At 66.0% G+C, this 22,581-nt stretch carries 19 protein-coding genes; 7 read left to right on the top strand and 12 right to left on the bottom strand.

The window, feature by feature from the left end:
* Positions 1-30: 30 nt before the first annotated feature.
* Both OXK16_03085 and OXK16_03080 read left to right on the top strand, forming a co-directional pair.
* Positions 31-1,245, top strand: coding sequence for an alpha-hydroxy acid oxidase (locus OXK16_03085; protein MDE0374932.1), 1,215 nt, complete (start codon positions 31-33; stop codon positions 1,243-1,245).
* Between the two features lie 27 nt (positions 1,246-1,272).
* Positions 1,273-3,429: a malate synthase G gene (locus tag OXK16_03080; protein ID MDE0374931.1), complete on the top strand. Its 2,157-nt coding sequence runs from the start codon at positions 1,273-1,275 to the stop codon at positions 3,427-3,429.
* A gap of 38 nt (positions 3,430-3,467) precedes the next feature.
* Here OXK16_03080 and OXK16_03075 read toward each other — a convergent pair whose 3' ends face one another.
* The 5 genes from OXK16_03075 to OXK16_03055 all read right to left on the bottom strand — a co-directional run bounded on the left by OXK16_03075 (position 3,468) and on the right by OXK16_03055 (position 9,012).
* Positions 3,468-5,054: a class I adenylate-forming enzyme family protein gene (locus tag OXK16_03075; protein MDE0374930.1), complete on the bottom strand. Its 1,587-nt coding sequence runs from the start codon at positions 5,052-5,054 to the stop codon at positions 3,468-3,470.
* Positions 5,051-5,437 (bottom strand): cobalamin-dependent protein, encoded by a 387-nt coding sequence (locus OXK16_03070; GenBank protein ID MDE0374929.1) that lies wholly within the window; start codon positions 5,435-5,437, stop codon positions 5,051-5,053. Before OXK16_03070 ends, OXK16_03075 begins: the two co-directional genes overlap by 4 nt.
* 5 nt (positions 5,438-5,442) lie before the next feature.
* Positions 5,443-7,089 (bottom strand): acyl-CoA mutase large subunit family protein, encoded by a 1,647-nt coding sequence (locus tag OXK16_03065; protein ID MDE0374928.1) that lies wholly within the window; start codon positions 7,087-7,089, stop codon positions 5,443-5,445.
* 27 nt (positions 7,090-7,116) lie between these two features.
* Positions 7,117-8,229 carry an amidohydrolase gene (locus OXK16_03060; GenBank protein MDE0374927.1) on the bottom strand — a complete coding sequence of 371 codons (1,113 nt, stop codon included), beginning with the start codon at positions 8,227-8,229 and terminating at the stop codon, positions 7,117-7,119.
* An 81-nt stretch (positions 8,230-8,310) separates the two neighbouring features.
* Complete coding sequence (locus OXK16_03055; GenBank protein ID MDE0374926.1) at positions 8,311-9,012, bottom strand: SDR family NAD(P)-dependent oxidoreductase; 702 nt, start codon at positions 9,010-9,012, stop codon at positions 8,311-8,313.
* Positions 9,013-9,089: 77 nt separating this feature from the next.
* On the opposite strand from OXK16_03055, the gene OXK16_03050 reads away from it, so the two are divergent.
* From OXK16_03050 to OXK16_03035, 4 genes are read left to right on the top strand one after another with little or no spacing between them, the layout of a single operon-like run.
* On the top strand, positions 9,090-10,250 hold the full coding sequence (locus OXK16_03050) for an acyl-CoA dehydrogenase family protein (GenBank protein ID MDE0374925.1): 1,161 nt from the start codon (positions 9,090-9,092) through the stop codon (positions 10,248-10,250).
* Between the two features lie 8 nt (positions 10,251-10,258).
* The gene (locus OXK16_03045; protein MDE0374924.1) at positions 10,259-11,245 is read left to right on the top strand and encodes an acyl-CoA dehydrogenase family protein; all 987 of its coding nucleotides are present in this window, start codon (positions 10,259-10,261) and stop codon (positions 11,243-11,245) included.
* On the top strand, positions 11,242-12,051 hold the full coding sequence (locus OXK16_03040; GenBank protein ID MDE0374923.1) for an enoyl-CoA hydratase-related protein: 810 nt from the start codon (positions 11,242-11,244) through the stop codon (positions 12,049-12,051). The genes OXK16_03045 and OXK16_03040 overlap by 4 nt, the downstream gene beginning before the upstream one ends.
* A complete protein-coding gene (locus OXK16_03035; GenBank protein MDE0374922.1) occupies positions 12,048-12,821 on the top strand; it encodes a hypothetical protein in 774 nt (257 codons plus the stop codon). Before OXK16_03040 ends, OXK16_03035 begins: the two co-directional genes overlap by 4 nt.
* A 15-nt stretch (positions 12,822-12,836) precedes the next feature.
* On the opposite strand, the gene OXK16_03030 is transcribed toward OXK16_03035, so the two are convergent.
* The 7 genes from OXK16_03030 to OXK16_03000 form a co-directional block, all read right to left on the bottom strand.
* Complete coding sequence (locus tag OXK16_03030) at positions 12,837-13,886, bottom strand: LLM class flavin-dependent oxidoreductase (protein ID MDE0374921.1); 1,050 nt, start codon at positions 13,884-13,886, stop codon at positions 12,837-12,839.
* Between the two features lie 148 nt (positions 13,887-14,034).
* Positions 14,035-14,964: a cyclase family protein gene (locus OXK16_03025; protein MDE0374920.1), complete on the bottom strand. Its 930-nt coding sequence runs from the start codon at positions 14,962-14,964 to the stop codon at positions 14,035-14,037.
* Positions 14,961-16,412, bottom strand: coding sequence for an FAD-binding protein (locus OXK16_03020; GenBank protein MDE0374919.1), 1,452 nt, complete (start codon positions 16,410-16,412; stop codon positions 14,961-14,963). The genes OXK16_03025 and OXK16_03020 overlap by 4 nt, the downstream gene beginning before the upstream one ends.
* 106 nt (positions 16,413-16,518) lie before the next feature.
* Entirely contained in the window at positions 16,519-17,451 is a 933-nt protein-coding gene (locus OXK16_03015; protein MDE0374918.1) for a succinylglutamate desuccinylase/aspartoacylase family protein, read from the bottom strand.
* A gap of 135 nt (positions 17,452-17,586) precedes the next feature.
* A complete protein-coding gene (locus tag OXK16_03010) occupies positions 17,587-18,339 on the bottom strand; it encodes a citryl-CoA lyase (GenBank protein ID MDE0374917.1) in 753 nt (250 codons plus the stop codon).
* Positions 18,340-18,370: 31 nt separating this feature from the next.
* Positions 18,371-19,912: an AMP-binding protein gene (locus tag OXK16_03005; GenBank protein ID MDE0374916.1), complete on the bottom strand. Its 1,542-nt coding sequence runs from the start codon at positions 19,910-19,912 to the stop codon at positions 18,371-18,373.
* Positions 19,909-21,525, bottom strand: a complete 1,617-nt coding sequence (locus OXK16_03000; GenBank protein ID MDE0374915.1) for a methylmalonyl-CoA mutase family protein — start codon at positions 21,523-21,525, stop codon at positions 19,909-19,911. Before OXK16_03000 ends, OXK16_03005 begins: the two co-directional genes overlap by 4 nt.
* Positions 21,526-21,549: 24 nt before the next feature.
* Between OXK16_03000 and meaB the strand changes: the two genes are divergently transcribed.
* Positions 21,550-22,524 carry a methylmalonyl Co-A mutase-associated GTPase MeaB gene (gene meaB, locus OXK16_02995; protein ID MDE0374914.1) on the top strand — a complete coding sequence of 325 codons (975 nt, stop codon included), beginning with the start codon at positions 21,550-21,552 and terminating at the stop codon, positions 22,522-22,524.
* The last annotated feature ends 57 nt before the right edge of the window (positions 22,525-22,581 follow it).

The raw sequence follows: 22,581 nt of genomic DNA, 5'->3' as shown, positions 1-22,581 counted from the left end.
CAAGGACCGCTAGCCTTCCATCCCGTGGGCATGTTCAGAACGATCAGGTCCGTAGCGCGCTTCCGGGCCTTCGAACCAGACCCCGACCTGCGGCGCATGCAGTCGTCGGCGAACATAGACGACCTTCGCCGCATCGCTCGCCGCCGCCTGCCCCAAGGGGTGTTCGACTACGTGGACGGCGCTGCCGAGGACGAGATCACCTACCGTCGTAACAGCTCGGACTACCACAAGTGGGAGTTCGTTCCCTCCGTGCTCCGGGACGTGTCGCACATCGATACCTCCACCACCCTCCTGGGCCGGCCCCTCCCGATGCCGGTGGTCCTCGCCCCCACCGGCTTCACCCGGATCGTCGATCCGGGGGGCGAGCTGCCGGTGGCTCGGGCCGCGGCGCGCCGTGGCATCCCCTATTCCCTGTCCACGCTGGGGACCCGCTCCATCGAGGAGGTGGCCGATGCGGGGGCCGGAGGTCGCAACTGGTTCCAGGTGTACGTCTGGAAGGACCGCGGGCTGGTTCGCAACATGATCGAGCGGGCGGCCGCCTGCGGCTACGAAGCACTGTGCATCACGGTCGACCTGGCGGTGCCGGGCCGCCGGGAGCGGGACGTGCGCAACGGGATGACCCTGCCCCCCAAGCTGGGGCTGGACATGCTCCTCGACGGGTTGCGGAGGCCGTCCTGGACCTGGCGTTTCATCACCGCCGAACCGATCACCTTCTCCAACGTTGTGGGCCTCACAGACCATGACGGCAGTTCCGCCGTCGCCCTGGCCAGCCTGGTCCATGACCAGTTCGACGCCAGCCTGTCGTGGTCGGACATCGAGTGGTTCCGGTCGGTCTGGGACGGCCCGATCATCATCAAGGGGATCCAGTCCGTGGCGGACGCCCGCCGGGCGGTCAAGCACGGCGTGGATGCCATCGCCGTCTCCAACCACGGTGGTCGCCAGCTCGAGGGCTCCCCAACACCCATCGGCCTGATCGAGCCGATCGCCCAGGAGGTGGGCGACGAGGCGGAGATCATCTGCGACGGCGGAGTAAGGCGGGGGTCCGACATCCTGAAGGCACTCGCCCTGGGCGCCCGGGCGGTGATGGTGGGTCGCGCCTACCTCTACGGGCTGGGCGCCGGCGGGGAGAAGGGGGTCGACTGGGTTCTCGACTTTTTGGCCGAGACCATGCGCTCTACCATGGCGCTGGCCGGAGTGCGGTCGGTTGGCGAGGTGGGCCGGGACCTCGTGCGGCGCCGACCCTAGGGTCGGGAGTCGCCGAGGAGAAACACCATGGACATCGAGGGTCTGGTAGTCGCTGACGAGCTGTACCAGTTCATCACCGAGGAGGCGCTCCCGGGCAGCGGCGTGGACCCCGGCGCCTTCTGGAAGGGATTCTCCGACCTTGTCCACGACTTCGGTCCCCGCAACCGGGACCTCCTCCTCCGGCGCGCCGAAATCCAGGCCGCTATCGACGGTTGGCATCGGGCCAACCGGGACGGGGCCTTCGATCGGGAGGCCTACCGGGCCTTCCTGGAGGAGATCGGCTATATCGAGCCGAGGGGCCCGGAGTTCTCCATCACCACATCCGACGTGGACACCGAGATGGCCGAGGTGGCCGGCCCCCAACTGGTGGTCCCGATCACGAACGCCCGGTTCGCCCTCAACGCCTTGAACGCCCGATGGGGATCCCTCTACGACGCTCTCTACGGCACCGATGCGCTGGGCGACCCGCCGCCCGCGGGCGGCTACGACCCGGCCCGCGGTCGCCGGGTGGTGGCCTGGTCCCGGAGCTTCCTGGACGATGTGGTCCCGCTGTCCGACGGCTCGCATGCCGACGCCGCCCGGTATTCGGTGGCGGACGGCCGGTTGCAGGTGCGGCTGTCATCGGGCGTCACCGCCGGCCTGGCCCGACCCGACCAGTTGGCCGGTTACCAGGGATCCACCGACGCCCCCACCGCGGTGCTGCTCCGGAACCACGGCCTTCACATCGCCATCGAGATCGACCCTGAGGGTCCCGTCGGCGCCGACGATCCGGCGGGGGTGTCCGACATCGTTCTGGAGGCGGCGGTCACCACCATCCTCGACCTCGAGGACTCCATCGCCGCCGTCGACGGGGCGGACAAGGCGCTCGCCTACCGGAACCTGCTGGGCCTTACCAGGGGCGACCTGACCGCCGAGGTCACCAAGAACGGCCGGACCTTCACCCGCCGGCTGGCACAGGATCGGACCTATACCGCGCCCGACGGGTCAGGCTTCACGCTTCCCGGCCGCTCCCTGTTCCTGGCCCGCAACGTGGGCCACCTGATGACGACACCGGCCGTCCACGATCGAGACGGGAACGAGGCCCACGAGGGTCTGGTGGACGCCATGGTCACCACGCTGGTGGCGTGCCACGACCTCCGAGCGCAGACCGGCAGGCGCAACTCCCGGACGGGTTCCTGCTACGTCGTCAAACCCAAAATGCACGGACCCGCGGAGGCGCGCTTCACGTCCGACGTGTTCGACCATGTGGAGGACGTGCTGGGCCTGCCTCGCGACACGGTCAAGATCGGCCTGATGGACGAGGAGCGCCGAACGACCCTCAACCTGGCCGAGTGCATCCGGGCCGCCCGTTCGAGGATCGTCTTCATCAACACCGGCTTCCTCGATCGCACGGGCGACGAGATCCACACTTCCATGGAAGCCGGGCCGATGGTGCCCAAGACCCTCATGAAGGCCCAGCGCTGGATCCAGGCCTACGAGGACTGGAACGTGGATGTGGGTATCGCCTGCGGTCTGCGGGGCAGGGCACAGATCGGCAAGGGGATGTGGGCTGCGCCTGACCTCATGGCGGCAATGCTCGAGGAGAAGGTCGGCCATCCGCTGGCCGGCGCCGACTGCGCGTGGGTTCCCTCCCCGACCGCCGCCACCCTCCACGCCACGCACTACCACCGGGTTGACGTGACCGGCCGCCAGGACGAGATCGCCGACCGCCCGCCGCGAGACCTGGCAGAGCTGCTCGAGATACCGCTGGCCCCGAGTACCGACTGGACATCCGAGGAGATCACCGCCGAGCTCCGCAACAACGCGCAGGGGATCCTGGGCTACGTGGTGCGATGGGTCGATCAGGGTATCGGCTGCTCCAAGGTTCCCGACATCAACGACATCGGGCTCATGGAGGACCGGGCCACCTGCCGCATCTCGTCCCAGCACATCGCCAACTGGCTTCACCACGGGGTGGTGGACCGCCGCCAAGTCATGGAGACGATGAAGACGATGGCGGTGGTGGTGGATCGCCAGAACGCCGGCGACCCCGGCTACCGGCCCATGGCGCCGGCCTTCGACGGCCCGGCCTTCACGGCCGCATGCGACCTGGTGTTCCTCGGGATGGAACAGCCCTCGGGCTACACCGAACCCATCCTCCACGCCCGGCGCTCCGAGCTGAAGGGCCGGCGGACCACCGGCTGAGCGACCGGCCGGGTCTCCCGAGCCTCCCCGCCGCGTCTCTACTCCACTACAAGCTCTCGCAGCTGCCTCTTCAGCACCTTGCCCTGCGAATCCCGCGGAAGCGCAGGTAGGTAGTGAATACGCTTCGGCACCTTGAATGCCGCGAGCTCCCGTCTGGCAGCGGCCATCAACTCCGTCCCATCCGTTGGTTTGCCGTCCTCTCGCACGATGAACGCGGTGACGGCTTCCGACCACACCGGGTCGGGAGTGCCCACCACTGCCACTTCCCGGACGCCCGGAACCCTCGAGAGAACACCCTCGACCTCCAGAGAGGAGACGTTCAATCCGCCGGACTTGATGACGTCCTTCTTGCGGTCATAGAAGAAGAGGTTCATGTCCTGATCGATCCGGACGATGTCGCCGGTTCGCAGCCAACCGCCTCTCGTGGCCGCAGCAGTCAGGTCAGGCCGGCGGTGGTAGCCCTCCATGACGGCGGGAGAACGGCAGATCAACTCGCCGACCTCGGTCGGCTGATCGGACTCGTCGACCACCCGGACCTCTACCTGTGGCACTGCGCGCCCGATCCAGCGCGGGTCGCGCCCGGGAATCTCAGTCTGGCTGCCGTAGTAACCGATCGCGCCCAGCTGGCTCAACTCTGTTTGCCCCCAGTACGTCGCCCAGTTCAGCCTCGGGACACGGGATGACATCGCATCGGTGACGTGTACGGGGATAACACCGCCATAGGTATGAGCTTGCCGGAGGGAAGAGATGTCGGCTCGGTCGAAATCTCCGTTCTGGGTCAGCCGGACGTAGAAGGTCGGCGTTTGCGACATGTTGGTGATCCGCTCCGACCTGATCAGCTCCAGGCAGTGCGCCGCCTGCGTACTCGCGGCGAGCACGACGGTGGCGCCCACCGAGATCAGATTGGTGACGGTGCCGACACCGGCCATCGTGTGCATGGGGGCCAGAAGCAGGAACCGATCGTCAGGCTCGACATACCGCTCTCCGGTCCACGCGGGAGATGTCGCGATCAGGAAGTTCCGATGGGGTATGCGAACGCCCTTCGGTTCGGTCTCCGTTCCTGATGTATAGATGATCATTGCGAGATCGTGCTCGCCGACGCGCCAATCGCCCGCAAGCGGCTCCTCTTCCTCCAGCATGGCCGCCAGTTCGCTCCCGGAAGTCATGCTGTCACTCGCCGTCCTCGTGGGGATGACCGACTCGACAGAACGGGCAACCACCTGAGCCAGTCGGTTCTCCGCGACGATCAAGCGCGGTCGAGCGCTCTCGAGCTGCCGTGCCGTCTCGAACTCGGTCAGATTCGGGTTGAGGGTTGTGAAGACAGCGCCGATCTTGAGAGCGGCGTAGTAGGTCACGATGTGGTCGAGTCCGTTGCCGGCCATCACCGCCACGACGTCTCGAGCCCCGACACCCTGCCTCTGGAGAGCGCGACCCATCCGGTTGGCGAGACCGTCCAGCCGGCCATAGGTGAGGTCGAGGCGTTGCTGATCACCTGTATGGACGACGACGGCTGGACTGTCTCTGTCGCGAAGAGCCCTACGTTCCAGGACGTCACCGAGCGTGGCGCGTCTCAGGCGGCTGGTGAGGTAATCGGGATGCGGCCCGTCCGGCATCCGCGCGGTCACCCGACCCTGCCGACAAGCCGGTTGGCCGCATCGACGATCTCGGTCAACGGGCTTCCGGGGGGATGGACGGAGACCCCGCGGGAGGCCAGATCGTCGATCGCCTGTGGTGGAATCGTTCCTCCTGCCAAGACCGGGATGTCCGCGAGTCCCGCCTCTTCCAGCGTGTCCAGAATCCGGTGGACCACTTCGATCCTTCCCCCCACGTTCAGGCCGATGATCTGCACGTCCTCGTCGCCGGCCATCTGAGCGATGTCACCGGCTCGGAGCATTCCACCGAGCAGCACATCGAAGCCGGCATCCCTCAATGCTCGGGCGACGACCATAACGCCTCGCCAATGCCCGTCGAGGCTCGTCTTTGCGATCAGAATCCTGGTGTGCGCCATACCGCTCAGAACCGCATCGGAACTTCCCAGACGCCGAACGCGCTCCGGAACACGTCCCCTATCTCGCCGATGGTCGCGTCGGCCTGCACCGCCTGCATGACCCGGGGGATGACATTCTCGGTTGTCCGGCATGCCGCTTCGAGTTCCCTGAGCCTCCGGACCGCCTCCCGTCCGTGCCGCTCCCGCCGCAACGAGGCAAGGCGTTGCATGGCCCTCTCCCAGGTCTCCTCACCGGAGCGGCCCTCGAAACCCTCTATCGGCATGAGTTCTTCGTGTCCGAGGTGTACGTTGCTGCCGACGATCCGCTTCCCGCCGCTCTCGATTGCCGCCATTTCCTCCATCTGGCCGGTAGCGGCTTGGTCGAGGAGCCAGCCACTGTCGATCACCGAGAGAAAACCCCCCTGCTTCTCGATCTCGTCCATGAACGCGAGAGCCCGCCTCTCGAGCTCCTGGCTGAGGTGTTCGACGTAGAAGGACCCCCCGAGCGGATCGGCTACCGCGGTGATGTTCGTCTCCTCCTGGAGGATCTGCTGGATACGGATCGACATCAGGTGCGCATGGTCGGACGGGATGGACATGGCCTCGTCATAGCCCGAGACTCCCAGCGACTGGGTACCGCCCAGCGCGGCCGCCAGTGCCATCACCGTCCCTCTGACGATGTTGTTGAGTGGCTCCTGGTACGCCATGTTGCTGCCGGCCGTGACGACGTGGATGCGGAGGCGAAGAGACCGTTCGTCCGTCACGCCGTACCGGTTAGTCAGCAGGTCATGCCACATCTTCCTCGCCGTTCGCAGCTTCGCCGCGTCCTCGAAGAGATCCATGGAGGTGCGGAAGTTCACGCCGCCGATCATCCGGGCGAAGTTGTCAAACTTGCCGTCCACCTGATCGGACACCGCCTCCAGGTATTCGACCGCATTGGCGAAGACGGCCCCGAGCTCCTGCCAAGCGTTGAGCCCCGAGTCCGCTCCGTTGTATCCGGCAATCGAGACCGGCACCCAATGAGGCATCCGCTCCATACACCAATCGATGATGTCCAGGTTGAGCCGCATCGCGGCATCCGGAGGTATCTGCTCTTTGGTTGGGCATCCGATGTACGTGAGGAAGAAGTCGCTCTGGCCGGTGCCACTCAAATTCTCGAGCGGGATCCCACGACGGCTGGCCGTGGACCAGTAGCACGCCAGGGTGTACGGGGCGCTCTGCGGGACCCCTCCGCCCGGCTTGACGTAGACGGACGCGAGCGGAATCCCGTCCATGATGGTCTCGTAGTCCCTGAGCCCGACGGTGACCGTGCCGGTCAAGCCGACGTCCTCTCGACGCTCGACGATGTCCGGGTGGTCTACGTCATAGAGGTGGTCGTCCGTCATCCGATCGTGCTTGACGATCACGCCCGTCTCCCCGGCGTCCAGCAGGAACCGGATCCGCTTGTTCATGTCGGAGGGGTTGCCGAATCCACTGAGCTGGAAGATCCGCCAGTCCCTGGAGCGGTACATCTCGGGGTATGCGCCTCGCAGGAAGGGAGCTGCGCCGGGTAGGGACCCGGCGGCGCGGCGCTGCCCGTCAGCGACATGATGCGGGCCGTAGACCGGTTCCAACTCGACCCCGGACGCCGACACCCACGCCCGGTCCCGCTCGTTCTCGCGTTGGCTACCCACAGTCGTCGCCCACCGATCCTCCCCGCATCAACCCGGCGTGGGGTCTGCCAACCATTGGTGCGGAGATGCCGCGAACCGCTCGACCATCCTCGTCAATGCCCCGGCGGCCCGGTGCATCGAGGAGAATGCCCCTTCTGAGCCGGCGGCGTCATGCAGCTCGCGCGAGTGCCATGTCACGGGTGACCAACCGACCTCGGTGACGCACACCGTCGGAATGGCCTGGCTGACGTCACCGAGATCGCTGGAGCCCGAGATGTCGTACGTGGTGCCGGCGGGGACTCCCAGAACATCCCAGGCGAGTCGGGCAAGCCCCTCGTGCATCAGATAGGGACGGGCTTTACTCAGAAGGCTCACGGTGACCCCCGTCGCGGTGGTGTGGGCCGATCCCTCGGCAATACGTTGCACGCTCTCGATGAGGCCTTCGAGCAGATCGTCCTTCGGAGCTCGAACGTTCACCCTGAGGCTCGCCCTGTCCGGCAGGACATTGTGGCTACCGGACACGGACTCCACCTTTGCGTGGATCCGGCAGCCGTCACGTTGATACTGGCGTTCCATCGCGAGAGCGTACGCCGCGAGAGTCGCCGCATCGAGAGCACTCCGGCCGTCCCACGGGCGGCTGGCCGCGTGTGACGCCTGTCCCTGAAAGGCCAAGTCGAACAGGGCGGCGCCGTTCAGCGTGCCGAAGACAGCGACCACGTCCGACGGGTGGTAGGTGAATGCCGCGTCTACCCCGTCGAAGGCGCCTGCCTCGAGCATGGGCGCCTTGCCGGCGAACAATTCCTCCGCCGGAGTGCCGATCACCCTGAGAGTGCCCGGCAGATCGGGACGGTCGGCCAGTTCCAGAGCGGCTTCCATGACCCCGCCACAGATCAGATTGTGCCCGCAACCGTGCCCGACTTCGGGCAGAGCGTCGTACTCGACCACCAGCCCGACCGTCGGGCCGTCCCCGCCGAGTTTCTTCTCGGCGACGAAGGCCGTGTCGAGCGAGGCTATACCGTGCCGGATGTCGAATCCACCCTCGCTCAGGAGGCGTACGCAGCGCTCCGAGGCATCGATCTCGGCCAGCCCCGTCTCGGGGTTGGCATGGAGATGGCGAGCGAGGTCCTCCCCACGTTCGGCTGCGGTCGGGCGTTTCTCCATCTCACCCATCGCACCGGCGGATGTGGACGATCCGGCTATGCCGGTGGCGTTGGCACATGACGAGAGCCTTCCGGACTCGTGTCACGTCATCACCCATCCGCCGTTCATGTCGATTGTTGCGCCGGTGATGTATCCGGCGTCGTCTCCGGCGAGATACAGGACGAGCGCGGCGAATTCCTCGGGTGTCGAGAACCGGCCGACCGGCACCTGATCGATGATCCTCTGGCGCCCTGCTTCGTCGAGAAACGCATTGAGTTCGGTGTCGACGGCTGCGGGCGCGACGGCATTGCAGGTGACGCCCCTGCCCGAGTACGCCGTCGCGAACGACTTCGTGAGCGCGATGACGCCGGCCTTCGCCGCGGCGTAGGGCGCGGACGAGAACCCCCCGGTCCGGGCGACGACGCTGGAGAAGTTGATGATGCGCCCCCATCCCTCGGCGGCCATGGATGGTGCGCTCCCTTGACACAGGAGGAACACCGAACGAAGGTTCACGCTCACCGCTCGATCGAAGTCCTCGACGGTTGTGGACTCGATTGCTCGTGGCTCAAGCAAGCCGTGAGCGTTCACGAGGACGTCGATCCGCCCCGCCTCGGCGATTACCCGGTCGCACTCCGACGGATCGCTCAGGTCGGCGCTGATCGTGGCCGTGGCTCCGTTCGAACGCTGCGCGCGGATGTCGACGCCTACCACCTCGTAACCCCGGTCGGCCAGTAACAGGGAGGTTGCGTGTCCGACGCCTCGCGCGGCTCCGGTGACGAGGGCACGTCGAACATTACTCCTCATGACAAGTTGACCTTTCCTCGTGCTTCGCGTTGTTGGTAGTGGGGCTGGTTATAACATATGGGATATTATCTGGGACAATGCAAGCCCCCTTCAGCAGCATTGTCCCCGGCCACGTCGTGCCGCCGACTTTGAGAGTCGAGAGCGAGTTACATGACCTCAGGCTGGACCTTCGCCGATGGTTCGAGAAGAACGACCCCGGCCCCCAGCCATTCGAATACGAAGCCCGTATGGCGGCACTAACTCGATGGCAGCGTCAAATCCATCGGGCGGGTTTCGTCGGGCTCTCATGGCCAACCGAATTCGGCGGTGGAGGGATGGGTCTGGCCGCGGAGGCCGTGCTGTGCCAGGAACTCGCCGCAACCAGCATGCCGCAACTCATCAACCGTCTCGCTCTCTATACCTGGGGGCCCACGATTCTCAGCCGCGGCACGCCGGCGCAAAAGGCTCGTTTTCTCCCCGGCATGCTCGACGCCAGCGAGATCTGGTGCCAGGGTTTCTCCGAACCGGACGCCGGTTCGGACCTAGCGGCGGTCCGCACGAGGGCGCAGGTCTCCGGAGACGTGCTCGTGGTCGACGGCCAGAAGGTCTGGACGAGCCGCGCGGAGCTGTCCAAGTGGAATGCGCTGCTCGTGCGGACCGACCCCGAAGGGGTGCGACACTCCGGTCTCTCCGTTCTGATCGTCGACATGGGATCGCCCGGCGTAACAGTCCGGCCCTTGTTGCAGATGCTCGGCGAGCCCCACTTCAGCGAGGTCTTCTTCGACGGGGTCGAGGTGCCTCTCGAGAACGTCCTGGGCGGGCTCGGTAATGGCTGGGACGTGTCCATGGAAGCGATGGCCTACGAGCGCGGCCTGTTCGTGCTGGAACGGACCACCGGCCTTCGACGCCGGCTCGCCGATCTCGTCGACCGGCTCGATGCGCTCGGCAAGATCGAAGGCGCCGTCGCGTCGCTGGGGGTCCTGGAGTCGAAGCTCGACCTGCTCGACGCGCAGGTCTTGAGGACCTTGGGTCACCAGGAGAACGGAACGCTGGTTCCGGGTTCGAGTTCGGTGGACAAGCTCTTCCTGGCTGACGTATACCAGGACCTCTTCGCCACAGCTTTCGACCATCTGTCCGACGAGGGACTCGACGACGGGTGGATTCACGACCTCCTGGAGTCCCGGTCGGTCAGCATCTACTCCGGTACGTCGGAGATCCAACGCAACGTGATCGCCCGCCAACTCCTGGGCCTCCGATGAGTGGTTCCATGGGTCTGGAAGTAGCGTCCACGCTGGATCATCTACTCGCAGATCATGCTTCGACCGATCGACTGCTCGACGCGGCTGCTTCAGAGACTCCGGACTCGACCCTGCTCACGACGCTGGACGAGGTCGGCCTCACCGAGCTGGCCGTTCCCGAAGAGATGGGAGGCCTGGGACTCGGCCTCGACCAACTCTGCCTGGTGGGCTGGGTGGGAGGCCGCCGTTTGATGCCGACACTGTCGCGCCTCAAGATGACCCTCGTGGGCCCACTGGTGATGGACGGACTATCCGGCCAACCGCCGGCCGGTGCTCCCTGGGGATGCGGATTCCCTGCAATCGGCTCCGCTCCCGCGGATGGGGAGCAAGCGGAGGTCTGGATCGAGGAGAAAGCGAGCGCTGCGCTGGTGGTGGGAGAGAGATCGTCACGAGTCGTCGACCTCGGCCATCCGGACAGTGTGGTCGAACCGGAGCCCGGAGTGGACCCCGGGCAGGGCCGCAGCCGGCTCAGTTTCGACCCCTACGCCTCGACTGTCCTGACCGGCGCCGATCATGCGCGCACAGTGGATCGCTCCCGGGTCCTCGTCCTCGCCGAGCTTTCCGGGGTGGCGGACCGAGTCACGGAAGTGTCGGTGGACTATGCCCGCCAACGGTCCCAGTTCGGGCGGCCGCTGACCGCATTCCAGGCGATCCAGCACAAGCTCGCCGACATGCGGGCGGGATGCGAACTCATTCGCTCCGCGGTCAGCCGGCTGGCATGGCTTGAGGAACCGCGCCCTGAGCTCACTGCGAGCCTCGGCGCGGCGGCTGTATCCGTGGCTCGGCAGGTGGCGGAGGACGCCATCCAGGTTCACGGCGGTATGGGCTTTGCATGGGAGTATGGAATCCACCTGTACTACCGGCGATGCCTGGCGCTGCAGCAACAACTTGGGGGCACGGAGAGCCTTCGCCGTTTCGTCGGCCGGTCGATCATCGCACGGAGGAAGACCCAATGAACGACAACACACCGTTGCTGGTGGAAGACCGTGGACCGGCGAGATGGATCTGGTTCAACCGACCCCGAGTGCACAACGCCCAGAACACCGAAATGCTCCAGGCCCTGGACGAAGCGCTCAAGCTGGTCGGCCAGGACACCGGTGTACGCGTCGTCGTGCTCGCAGGCAAGGGAAGGTCGTTCTGCTCAGGGCATGATCTCAACGAGATCGTGAGGCATGCCGACTACGCCCGAGCGGTCGAGTCGGTGGAGGGCAGGATGCAATGGGAGCAGCGGCTGTTCGTGGACCCGGTGAACCGCTTTCGCGAGCTCCCCGTGCCTACGGTGGTGCTCGCCCATGGCCACTGCCTCGCGGCCGGCCTGATGTTCATCTCGGTCGCGGATTTCGTATACGCGACGCCGGACGCCGTCTTCGGTTCGCCCATCATCCCGGCCATGAGCATCAACGACGCCGAGGTTCCGGCATTCGCCTGGGCCGTGGGTTCGCGGCGGGCCAAGCAAACCCTCTGGCTCGACCAGCGAATGGACGCGCAGACCGCCCTGGAGGCGGGCCTGGTCTCCGAGGTCGTGGCAGCCGATGAGATCGAGGAACGGATCGAGTCGGTCGTCCAATCCCTGGCAGCCATTCCGGCCGAAACGCTCATGCTGTCGAAACTCTCGCTCAGGCAGATGGACGATCAGGCCGGCTACCAGGCGGTCAGTGGCTTCCACTTCCTCTCGCACTCGCTGAGCCATCACACGTCGGGCGCACGGGCCGCGCTCGCGGAACGGCGGCGGCGTCTCTCCGGTTCGGACGAGTCGGATTGACCGGTCCGCGGCACATCGAGGGAGGGATCATCGACACGCTTCCGAACATATACATGGCACGGATGGATGTCGCACCGGAGGGGTTGCCGGCATTCATGGACTGGTACGAACACAAGCACGCACCCGACCTGATCTCGGTCGGGTTCCACAGCGCCCACGGATACCATTGCCGGGCCGGTTCGCCGTTCATCCTCAATGTCTACGAGATCGACAGCTCGGAGATCTTCTACTCGGAGCCCTACAACACGAAGCGAACGCCGGCCTCGGACCCGGAACGCCCGGCGATCCTCGCCGGCGTCACGAACCGATCGAATACCGTCTACCGGCAGATCCACACGCTCGGTGTCGAGGTACCTGACCGGTCGTGGTCGGAAGGTAGCCGGTCCGGCGCGGTGGATGCCCCGGTTGTGACTTCGGTCCGCTTCGACCTGGAACAGGGCTCGAACCGGGATGCCTTGGTGGACTGGGTTCGCCATGTCGAGTTTCCCCGGGCTGCGAGTCGGTCCGGGTTCCTGGCTGCCCGACTCCTGAACCGTACCGGACGCCAGCACCACGCCAACCCGTGGCTGTCGTCGTGGGCGACGCTGATCGAATGGGAGGATCAGGTGGCGGCGGAAGCCGCCGGGGACGAGGTGGACACGCTGGAGCGACTCGCCGGAACCGGCCTGGGCGTCACCGAGGCCGCCTTCCACCTGGCAGTCCGGGTCCTGTCCGTAACCACCGGTGGAGGAGAGCCCCCAACCAAGAGATCATCGGGCGCCGTTGACTGACGCTATGTGGACGGATCAGGTCCGGCCGTCCTCGAAGTGGGGCATGACCTCGGAAGCGACCATCCGCTGACCCTCGAGTGCGGTGTCGAGTCCTGGACCGTGGAAGTAACGGAGGCGGAGGATGATCTCTTCCGGATCGAGTATCTCCCTCCACTCCTCCAGCATCTCTATCCACGTGGCCGGTGAGCCGACCAGGGCCCTGTTGCGGAGGACATGGTCGAGGGTGATGTCGTCTGCCGAGCCGACTTCCTCGATCCAGGGCTCCCATTTCGGCTTGTAGTAAGCGTTGCCGCGCCGGTAGTAGATCCGGTGGTAGTCCAGGATGTACTTGCCTAGGAGCCCTCGCGCAGCCTCGTCGGTGGGGGCGATCGCCGCTTCACGGAGGATGGCGATCCGGGGGGTCTTTCCCAGCTTCGCGCACTCCTCCCTGTACAGCCCGGCGAGGTGTGAGAGGTGCGCGGTGGAGCTGATCGGACCGGTCTCCCAGCCATCGCCAAGCGCAGCGATCTTGACACCGACATCGCTCCAGGCCCCGACCCAGACCTCCGGAACGAGATCACCCATCGCCGGATCGCGAGGAGGAACCGAACCCCGCCACGGGTCGTCTTCGGCGAAACGGAAGGGCTTGCCGGAGCGGAATGCGTTGATAGCCTCCAGGCCTCTGCGCATCCTCAGGGGTCGCTCCGACAGGTCCAATCCATAGACGTCGAAGTCGTCCTGCAGGTAACCGGCGCCGACCGTGAGCCGGTACCGGCCCGGATACATGGCGTTGATCATCGCCGCATCCTGGATCACGGTCACCGGGTGATAGAGGGGGAGGAGCACCACACCGCTTGCGAACTTGAGCCGCTCCGTTTCCGCCAGTCCGAACTGGGCGATGAGTTGCGCGTTGTTCACGACCCCGTGCGTCCCGGAGTGAGGGCCGTGCCCACGCCGCTCGCCCTTGTACGCAAACTCGAAACCGAGCGCGTCGGCCGATTCGCACTCCGCCAGGTAGCCGTCGAGGTCCCACCGGCGCTCTCCATCCCGGACGCTGACGACGGTCGTGGAGATCGAGAATTTCATGAGGGAACTTCCGGTGTGAGGCGTGACGCACGGTAGCCGATCTCACTGATGGGAATGCGTCTGGACAAACGCTCGACAGAGCACCGCTGCGGGGTGGACGCCGGTGGGATCATCGCCTCGGGTGTGCCTGCATCGTCCGCCAAAACGCTCAGAACACGGCCAGCGGGTTGACCGCCGACCCCGTTCCTCCCGGGAGTCGGAGAGGAGAGATGATGTAGAGGAACTCCCATCTGGATTCCTCGGCACACACAGCCGCAAGAGCCTCTAGATCGACGTTGTCCAGCAAGATCAAACCCACGGACGCCTGGGCGATCTGATGGAACGCCCAGGGATGCTCGGTGTACGGGAGGGGTAGGCGCTCGAAGCAGTCTCCTCCGTAGACCGCCACGTCCCGCCTGCGGAGCCAGCGGACGCAGGCGGGGGAAAGTCCGGCCCGTCGATTTATGTCCTCCACGCCGGATGCCGCCTCGCGCGCTCCCAGGCCTGACCGGACAAGCACGACATCGCCCGCGCCGACGTCGAGGCCCGCCCACTCGGCGGCCGCGTCCAGGTCGGCCTCGGTTATGTACTCGTCGGGCTCCAACCAGTCTCGTCCGAGAGACGCGGGGACGTCGAGCAGCACGCCTCGAGTCACGATGCCATCCTTGGCGGCCAGGACGGAGCCGGACTGCAGGCCGGTCCGCTGCACGACGGCTTCAGCGGCGCGGCCGTTGTAGAGGACGCCTCCGTAGTTGGAGTGCGACACCGCGTCGATGTGCGTGACGGTGAACGAGTGCGGCACGATGGTCACCTGGTCCACTGCCGTGGCAGGTCGATCGAAGCCCTTGAACAACATCCTGTGGACCGTGGGGAAGTAGTTCTTGGCGGAGCGTTCGGTGTCCAGGTCGAAGGCGGTGGAGACGACCCGTCCGGTGCGAACGAGGCTAATGGCTCTGAGCGTGTGGGCCGGCGTCACATGGTTCAGCGTCCCTTTCTCGTCATCCCAGCCCCAGCGCCCCCAGTTCTTCACCTCCTCGAACAGGGCACCGAGTTCTCCCTCGCTCGGGACGCCGCCGGAGTCGTGGGAGGTCGCCGTCACGGTCCGGCCTGACCGAAGGAGTGGTCCACGGCGTTGTAGCCGGCCAGACGACCGAAGACGAGTCCGCGGAGCACCGAGGTCGCGCCCACGTACTTGTCACGGTAGATGCCCGTCATCTCACCGGCAGCGTAGAGGCCGGGGATCGGGTTTCCTTCCGCGTCGATGACTCTGGCCGTGTGATCGGTGCCTATGCCTCCCATGGTGAACACGTTCGAGCAGGTCACCGGGTAGCAGTAGAACGGTGGGGTGTCGAGCGAGCGCGCCCAATTCGACTTCGGCGGAGTCAGGCCATCCGTCGAGAGTCCGTCGAGCCTCATCGCGTCGAACGGCGAGTCGTCCTGAGGGACGGCGGCGTTGTAGGAGGCGACTGTCGCAGCCAACGCCTCGCCGTCGACTCCGATGAGCGTCGCCAACCCCTCGACCGTATCCGCCTGATGAGGCTCATGTACCTTGTCTCTCAGCACCGCCTTGCGGTAGTGCGGCAGATCCATGGTCTTCGAGTCGAACACGGCGTACCCGATCTGGCCCGCCTGTTGCTGGACGGCGCGTCCGACCAGGTCGTAGAGGTAATCCATGGACGTGGCGCCCTCGTCCATGAAGCGGTCCCCTGAATCGTTGACCATGAGGCCGTAGGGCACGGTTTCCATGACCGCCGCAAACGTCATCAGCCCGGACCTTGCCCCTGCCGTCCGCGGGTCGGCGGGAAGTGGGTGGAACTGACTCCACTGCCCGGTGGGTCTCGCTCCGGCGTCAAGCGCCATCTGGATTCCCTCTCCGCGGTTGTGGGCGCCTCCCCGCGACACGGTAGGGAGGTCGAATCCGACGTAACGGGTCATCATCTCGGCGCTCCCCTCGAAGCCTCCACTGGCGAGTATCACGGCCGGCGCACGGAAGTGCGAGAGCTTCCCTGCCCGATCGCGTGCCCCGACGCCGGCTACGGCGCCTTCCCCGTCAGCCAGGAGGCGGACCGCGGTCGTCTCGTAGAGGACTTCGACGGCGAGTGCCCGGTCATTGTCCGGTCCGTAGAACCGGCCCTGGGAGGCGTCCTCGACCCGCGAGAAGAAGTGCCGGACAATGGCCGCTCCGGCGCCTTCGGGTTGGATCCGGGCGTCGTTCGACGTGAGGAAGACCCGCGGCCCCGGCGCGAACTCGAGTCCGTGGCCCTCGGCCCACAGGACTGCTTCCGGCGCTTGCCGCGCGAGCACCTGGATGTAGTCCTCCGAGGCGTCCGTCTTGGCGCGGAGCCTGTCGATGAAGTCGTCGTTGATCGTTCGGACGTCCCGCATGCGGAAGGTGGCAGTGCTGTACCGGGTGTTGCCGCCGCGATCGGCGCGGGAAGCGCGCTCGAGCACCGCAATCCGCGCGTCGTGGGTGCCCCGCTCCACGATGCGCTCGATCGACGCGAGCGACGCGGAGAGTCCAGCTACACCGGCACCGACGATGATCACGTCGTATCTCTCGGCTATGACCCCGCTCCCTGGTCGTGCGGGTTGCGGCGCCGCGCCTCGGGGCCAGGCATCCGGCCGGCTCTGATCCGGTCATTCCACCTCGGCGTCATGGCGCTCCGGGGACTTCGACCTCGTCATGGGGGAACCCGACCATGAAGGCGAAGTCGCCGGGGTTGACGATCGTCGGCGTGGTCACCGCCATCAGGAGGATGCCGGGACGGTCGATCTCGAACTCCTCCCAGACCTCCCCCGTGGCGGGGCTGGTGATCCATCCGAGGCGACCCGCCGGGATCTCACTGCCGACCGAGTCGGTGGACACGCCGCTCTGGAGTATGCCGCTCGTGGAAGCGAGGAACAGCGGCCGTTCGCGGATGACGGGCAGTCGCGGCGGGCCGGTGGGAGTACCGCCTAGGTGGCCCCGGTAACGCAGCGTGTTCAGGCTGCCTTCGACGCCGGCGGCCGGGGAGGGCAGGCTCGCCCCTCCGAACTCGGGAAGGAAGCCTGAGAGGCCGCGCTCTACGGCTGTCGCGCTGACCTGGCCTCCCGGCCGGAAGTCCACTACGACCGGCAGGTAGCCGAAGGAGGATGTGAGTTCGAGATCTCCGGCATCGTAGGAATACCACAATGCCATGTCGGGCGTCCCCGAGTGCAGGTCGATGACGCACTCCGCGTGCTCGTAGACGACGGTCGCGACGGCGTGGGCGACCTGGTCGGTGAGAAAGCCGGTCGGCGTCCCCGGAAAGCGCCGGTTCAGGTACAGATGGTCGGGTGAGACTCGGGTGCCCACCTGGAGGGCGGGGAGGTTCACGGCTGCCGCCAGGAGAACCGTGCCCTTCAGTTGCTCCCGCATCAGGTGTCTCTCCAGATCATGCACCGCGATCGACCCGAGGGGCTTGTCACCGTACAGCCCTGAGACTATGGCCGTCGCCGGTCCCGGCGTGGCGCCGCGGAGTTCGACGAATCGGACCTGCCATGGTGCGCCGTCGATCCGGCGTCCTACGGGTACGCTCCACTCTCTACGTGTCGTGGCCGAGGTCATGCGATCCTCAAGTCGATTGTCGTCATAACGTCTGATGGACCTTTGCGGGCACTGTGTTCGTCAGGTCGGGAGCCTTCGGATGCTAGGAGGGTGCTGAAGAATGTCCAGATCGCCCGGCCGGCGGCAACGGCGGGATCAAGGTCGACCGGCGTGGGACGACCCTGAACGGGTGTCCTTCCAGATCCGGTCGGCGATGGGGTGGGACGCCTCCTCCATGACGTGTGCGAGGAGGCCCGCCGAGCGAGCGACGATCGAAAGGCCCCTGGCGAACCGCGGCGGCAGCCCCATGTCGGACACTATGGCGCCGATCGCTCCGGCGGCGTTCATCGGTACGGCCCTGCCCTTGGCCTCGCTCAGGGCACTCTCCACCAGGACCGCGGTGAGGAAGTGCTCCTCCGGGAGCCCCTGATCGGTCTGGACACGTCTGAGCGCCGCAACCCGAGCATCGCCGTCTCGGTGAATCGGGTGGCCGAAGCCGGGGATCACCGCCCCCTCCTTCAACCAGGCAGCCACGCTCTGAGAGACGACTTGCTCGCGCGTCTCGGCTGTGGAGTCGCTCACCAACCGCACCAGCATCCCGGCAGCCTGCTCCGCCGTGCCGAGCAGCGCAGGACCGGCCCCGAGCAGGCCGGCGGCAACCGCACCCTGGAGGCTGTCCGGCGCACCGCGATAGGTGAGACGCGCCGTGATAGCGGATGGAGTGAGGCCGTGCTCAGCGACCGTCACCAGCATGGCGTCGATCATCGATTCCACGGATCGCTCGGGCATTTCTCCGATCGTGAGAAGGTAGAGCATCGAAGCGAAGCTGGTACCGCCGATCAACTCCTCGGCCAGGTCGCGTCCATGGATAGTGATCCGGTCTCCGCTCGCATCGGCCAGTCCAGCCATTCAGTCCTCTTCCTGGATTGTCACGGGCACCTCAGTTCACCTGGCGCGACTGTCGATCCCAGTGCCGACTCCTGAGTACCGACTTGAGGATCTTCCCGGTCGAGCCCTTCGCCAGCTCCTCCACAACCCACACCTCTCGCGGCTTCTTGTAGCCGGCCAGCCTGCGGGCCACCTCTGCAGTGACCTCCCCGGGGCTGACGGTGTGCCCGGGCCGTGCGACCACGTACGCCACGACGCGTTCTCCCCATCGCTCGTCGGGCACTCCGATCACGGCTGACTCTAGAACGCCGGTGTGGTTGGCGATCGCCGCCTCGACTTCCGCAGGGTATACGTTCAACCCGCCGCTGATGACCATGTCCTTCTGCCGGTCGATGATTGTCAGGTAACCCTCATCGTCAAAGTATCCGATGTCCCCGGTTCGGTAGAACCCGTCGACGAATGCCTCTCGAGTCGACTCCTCGTTCTTCCAGTATCCGATCATCACGCTCTCTGCTCGAGCCTGTATCTCACCCTCCGGTGAGCCGGAAGCGCCTGTCGGGACGAGGCGGAGCTCGACCGATCGCGTCGCCTTGCCTGCTGACGCGAGACGCTGATCGGATGCATCTACATGATCGGAGCGCGAGAGCACGGTGAGCGGGTGTGGCGCCTCCGCCGCCCCGTACACCTGCACGAATACCGGGCCGAAGACATCGACGGCTCGTCTGATCGTGTTCGGATCGATGGGGGAGCCTCCGTACGAGACGTGTCGCAGGTTGAGCGCCGGTCTTTTCCGTGACTCGGCCTCCTCGGTGAGCACCGTGATCATCGTGGGCACGACGAACGAGGCGGTCGCCCGCCGATGCAGCGCTTCATCCAGGAAGCGGCCCGGATCAAAGGAGGAAACCACGATATTGCGCGCTCCGCTGAGGGCATACGCGATCACCTTCGAGCCGCTGCCGTGTGACAGCGACCCCGCGTGCAGCATGCCGTCCCCGGGCCTGACGTCGATCAACTCATCGAGCAGCATGTTCCAGGTTGCAGCCATCCGACTTCGAAAGGTGGACGTTGCGCCCTTTGGGCGGCCGGTGGTACCGGAGGTGTAGAGGATCACGCTCGGGTCGTCCGGTCGCCATGTGCGCCCCGGGGGGCGGTTCGCAGCTGCGAGTACATCTTCGTAGTCATGGGTTCCCCCGCCGCCCACCGACACGACGGTATCGAGTGCTTCAGCCTCGTCTACCAGGGTCAGGGCAGATTCGGCCGATGTAGCTTCGGTGATCAGGACGGCGGCCCCGGAGTCGCTCACCAGATGAAGGCGTTCGGGCTGACTCAGGCGCATGTTGATCGGGACTTTGGGGTGGCCCGCCTTCACCAGGGCAATGTCGGCTTCTATGTACTCCATGCGATTGGAGGCGAGAATGGCGACCGGTCTACCCGCGGGATTCAGTTCCAAGAGAGCCGATGCGAGGCGGTCTGACCGGTCGGAGAGTTGAGAGAACGTCTCGGTTCGCTCTCCGTCTTCCACGGCGACTCGTGACGCGTGCCGTCGGAATGACCGGTCCAGCAGGGCACCGAGGTCAGCCGTCGTAGACCTCACCTGTAGGTTCCCCACTCGTCCCGCAGCACGGAGGTGATCTCGCCGACGGTGGCGTAGGACTTGACTGCTTGGAGAATCGACTGCATCGTGTTACGGCCCGTGGCGGCCGCGTCCCTCACCTCCGCGAGCGCGGCGTCCACATCCGCTCTGTTGCGATCGGCGCGCAGTCTCCGCAGTTTCTCGACCTGCATCGCCTCTCCTTCGTTCGCGATCGCAAAGGCGGCGGTGGGTGTGGGAGCACCGCCGGCGAATCGGTTCACACCGATACGGGGCCGCGTGCCGTCGTCGATGCTGCGCTGGAGCGCATAGGCCTCTCGCTCGATCTCCGCTCCGATCCAGCCGCTTTCCAGAGCCGCGAGCGCTCCGCCCTGATCCGCGATCTGGTTCATGTACTCGAGGATCTTGCGGTGGAGTTGGTCGGTCAGCCACTCCACGAAATAGGACCCGCCTAGGGGATCGGCTGTACGGGGGACGCCGGTCTCCAGTGCGATGATCTGCTGGGCGCGGAGAGACAGGTTGGCGGCTTCCGCCGAGGGAAGGCCGATTGCCTCGTCGTACGACGACGTGGCCAGGGTCTGAACACCTCCCAGTACCGCAGCGAGCGCCTCGAACGCGACCCTCGAGAGGTTGTTCATATGCTCCTGCGCCGTCAGAGATCCGCCGAGCGTGTACACGAAGATGTTGAGGGCCTGGCTCTCCGGGTCTGCAGCCCGGTAGCGATCGCGCATGAGATGGGCCCACATCCGGCGGGTCGCTCGATACTTCGCCACCTCCTCGAAGATGTCGAGATCGGCGGAGAGGAACATAAAGAGATTGGGGGCGAAGTCGTCCACCGAGAGCCCTCTCCTGAGGGCAGCTTCGATGTACTCGATGCCGTTCGCAGCGGCGATGGCCACCTCTTGGATGGCATTGGCGCCCGAGTCTCGAATGTGATACCCGCAGAATTCGATCGGCTCCCAGTGGGGGAGATGTCTCGCGCAGTACTCGACGAGATCGATCGAGAATTCCAGGCCGCGTCGGGGTGGGAAGATCTGCGTGCCACGCGCCACGTACTCCTTCAACACGTCGTTCTGGAACATCACTCGGAAGCTGTCGGGCGTGCCCCCCATCCTCTCCGACGCGGCGATGATGAGTGAGGCGGCGATCGGGCCTATAGAGTTCGCGGTCGTCCGTATCTGGTGGAGTTGATGGAGTGGTATCCCATCGAGCAACTCTTCCATGTCGGCCAGGGAGTCGATCGGTACCCCGACCTTGCCGACCTCGCCCTTGGCCAGCGGGTCGTCGGAGTCGAGGCCGTTCTGCGTCGGCAGGTCGAGAGCGATGGAGAAGCCCTTCTGACCTTGGGCCAGGAGCGACTTGATCCGAGCGTTCGTCTCCCGAGGGGTCGCGTACCCGGAGTACTGTCCCATGACCCAGAGCCCTTCGCGGTACATCCCCTCGCGAATCCCTCTCGTGAACGGGAACTGGCCGGGCGCACCGATGTCGGCCGCCGGCTCCATCTCCTCGAGCGCCTCTGGTCCGTACCATGACTCGAGTGGTATCCCGGACTGGGTTACGGTCGGGAATCCTGGCGGTGGGTGGGGAGACTTGTCCTCTGGGCTTTCGTTCCTCACTTCTTGGAAGCATAATCCGCGGGCATGGAAGCCTCTCAGCCGGACTCGGACCCCGGAACGGCAGCAGGCGCAACCCTTTTCGGAGGGGATCGACGAGCGCTCGCACGGGCGATCAGCCGCTGCGAGCGTGAGCCTGATTCAGTGGGTCAGTTGCTCGAGCGCGCCCACGCCCACGCCACCGGCGCGCTCCGAATCGGGATCACCGGCCCGCCAGGATCAGGCAAGAGCACGCTCACCGACAGGCTGCTCAGCGCCTACCGGCGGGACGGACGCAAGGTGGCCGTCGTCGCCACAGACCCGTCCAGCCCCTACTCCGGTGGCTCTCTCCTGGGGGATCGCGTCCGGATGGGATCTCACGCGGGCGACCTGGGCGTGTTCATCCGTTCGATGTCCACCCGTGGCCGGCTCGGCGGGTTGAACGCGTCGGCCGAGATGGTGGCTGTCCTTCTCGACGCGGAGGGCTACGGACCGATCATCTTCGAGACGGTCGGCGTCGGCCAGTCCGAGGTAGAGGTGATCGACCGTACCGACACCGTGGTCGTGGTCGTGGCCCCGGGCTTCGGCGACGACATCCAGGCGGAGAAGGCAGGCCTCATGGAAGTCGGTGATGTCTTCGTAGTGAACAAGGCCGACAACCCCGGAGCGACCAGAGCGGCGAGAACGCTGGAGAACATGGTGTCGATGTCCCCTGGCCACGGCTGGCGACCACCGGTGCTGCTCACCGTGGCCAAGACCGGTGAGGGGGTGGATGAGGTGGTCGACGCCATCCGGTCGCACCACGAGAGCATGGCTGAGTCGGGCGCGCTGCGATCCAGGCGTCGGGCACGGGCCGAGGCGGAGATATCGCGGATGATCGAGAGGCTGGCGGCACAGGCGACGGAGCCGGAGGTGGCCCGGTATTCGGAGGCTGTGGTGGCGGGCGCCACCGATCCGTGGAGTGCCGCCGCGGAGATCTTCGACTCATTCCGAACCGGAGAGCACCGACCGCGAGGACAGTGATCGCGAGGCCCGGCGTGGACGGCCACGCGGGAGACCTCAGAGGATCCGGCTCCATGC

The sequence above is a fragment of the bacterium genome (assembly GCA_028821235.1).
Classification (GTDB): domain Bacteria; phylum Actinomycetota; class Acidimicrobiia; order Spongiisociales; family Spongiisociaceae; genus Spongiisocius.
This window is presented reverse-complemented; position numbering and strand designations above follow the sequence as displayed.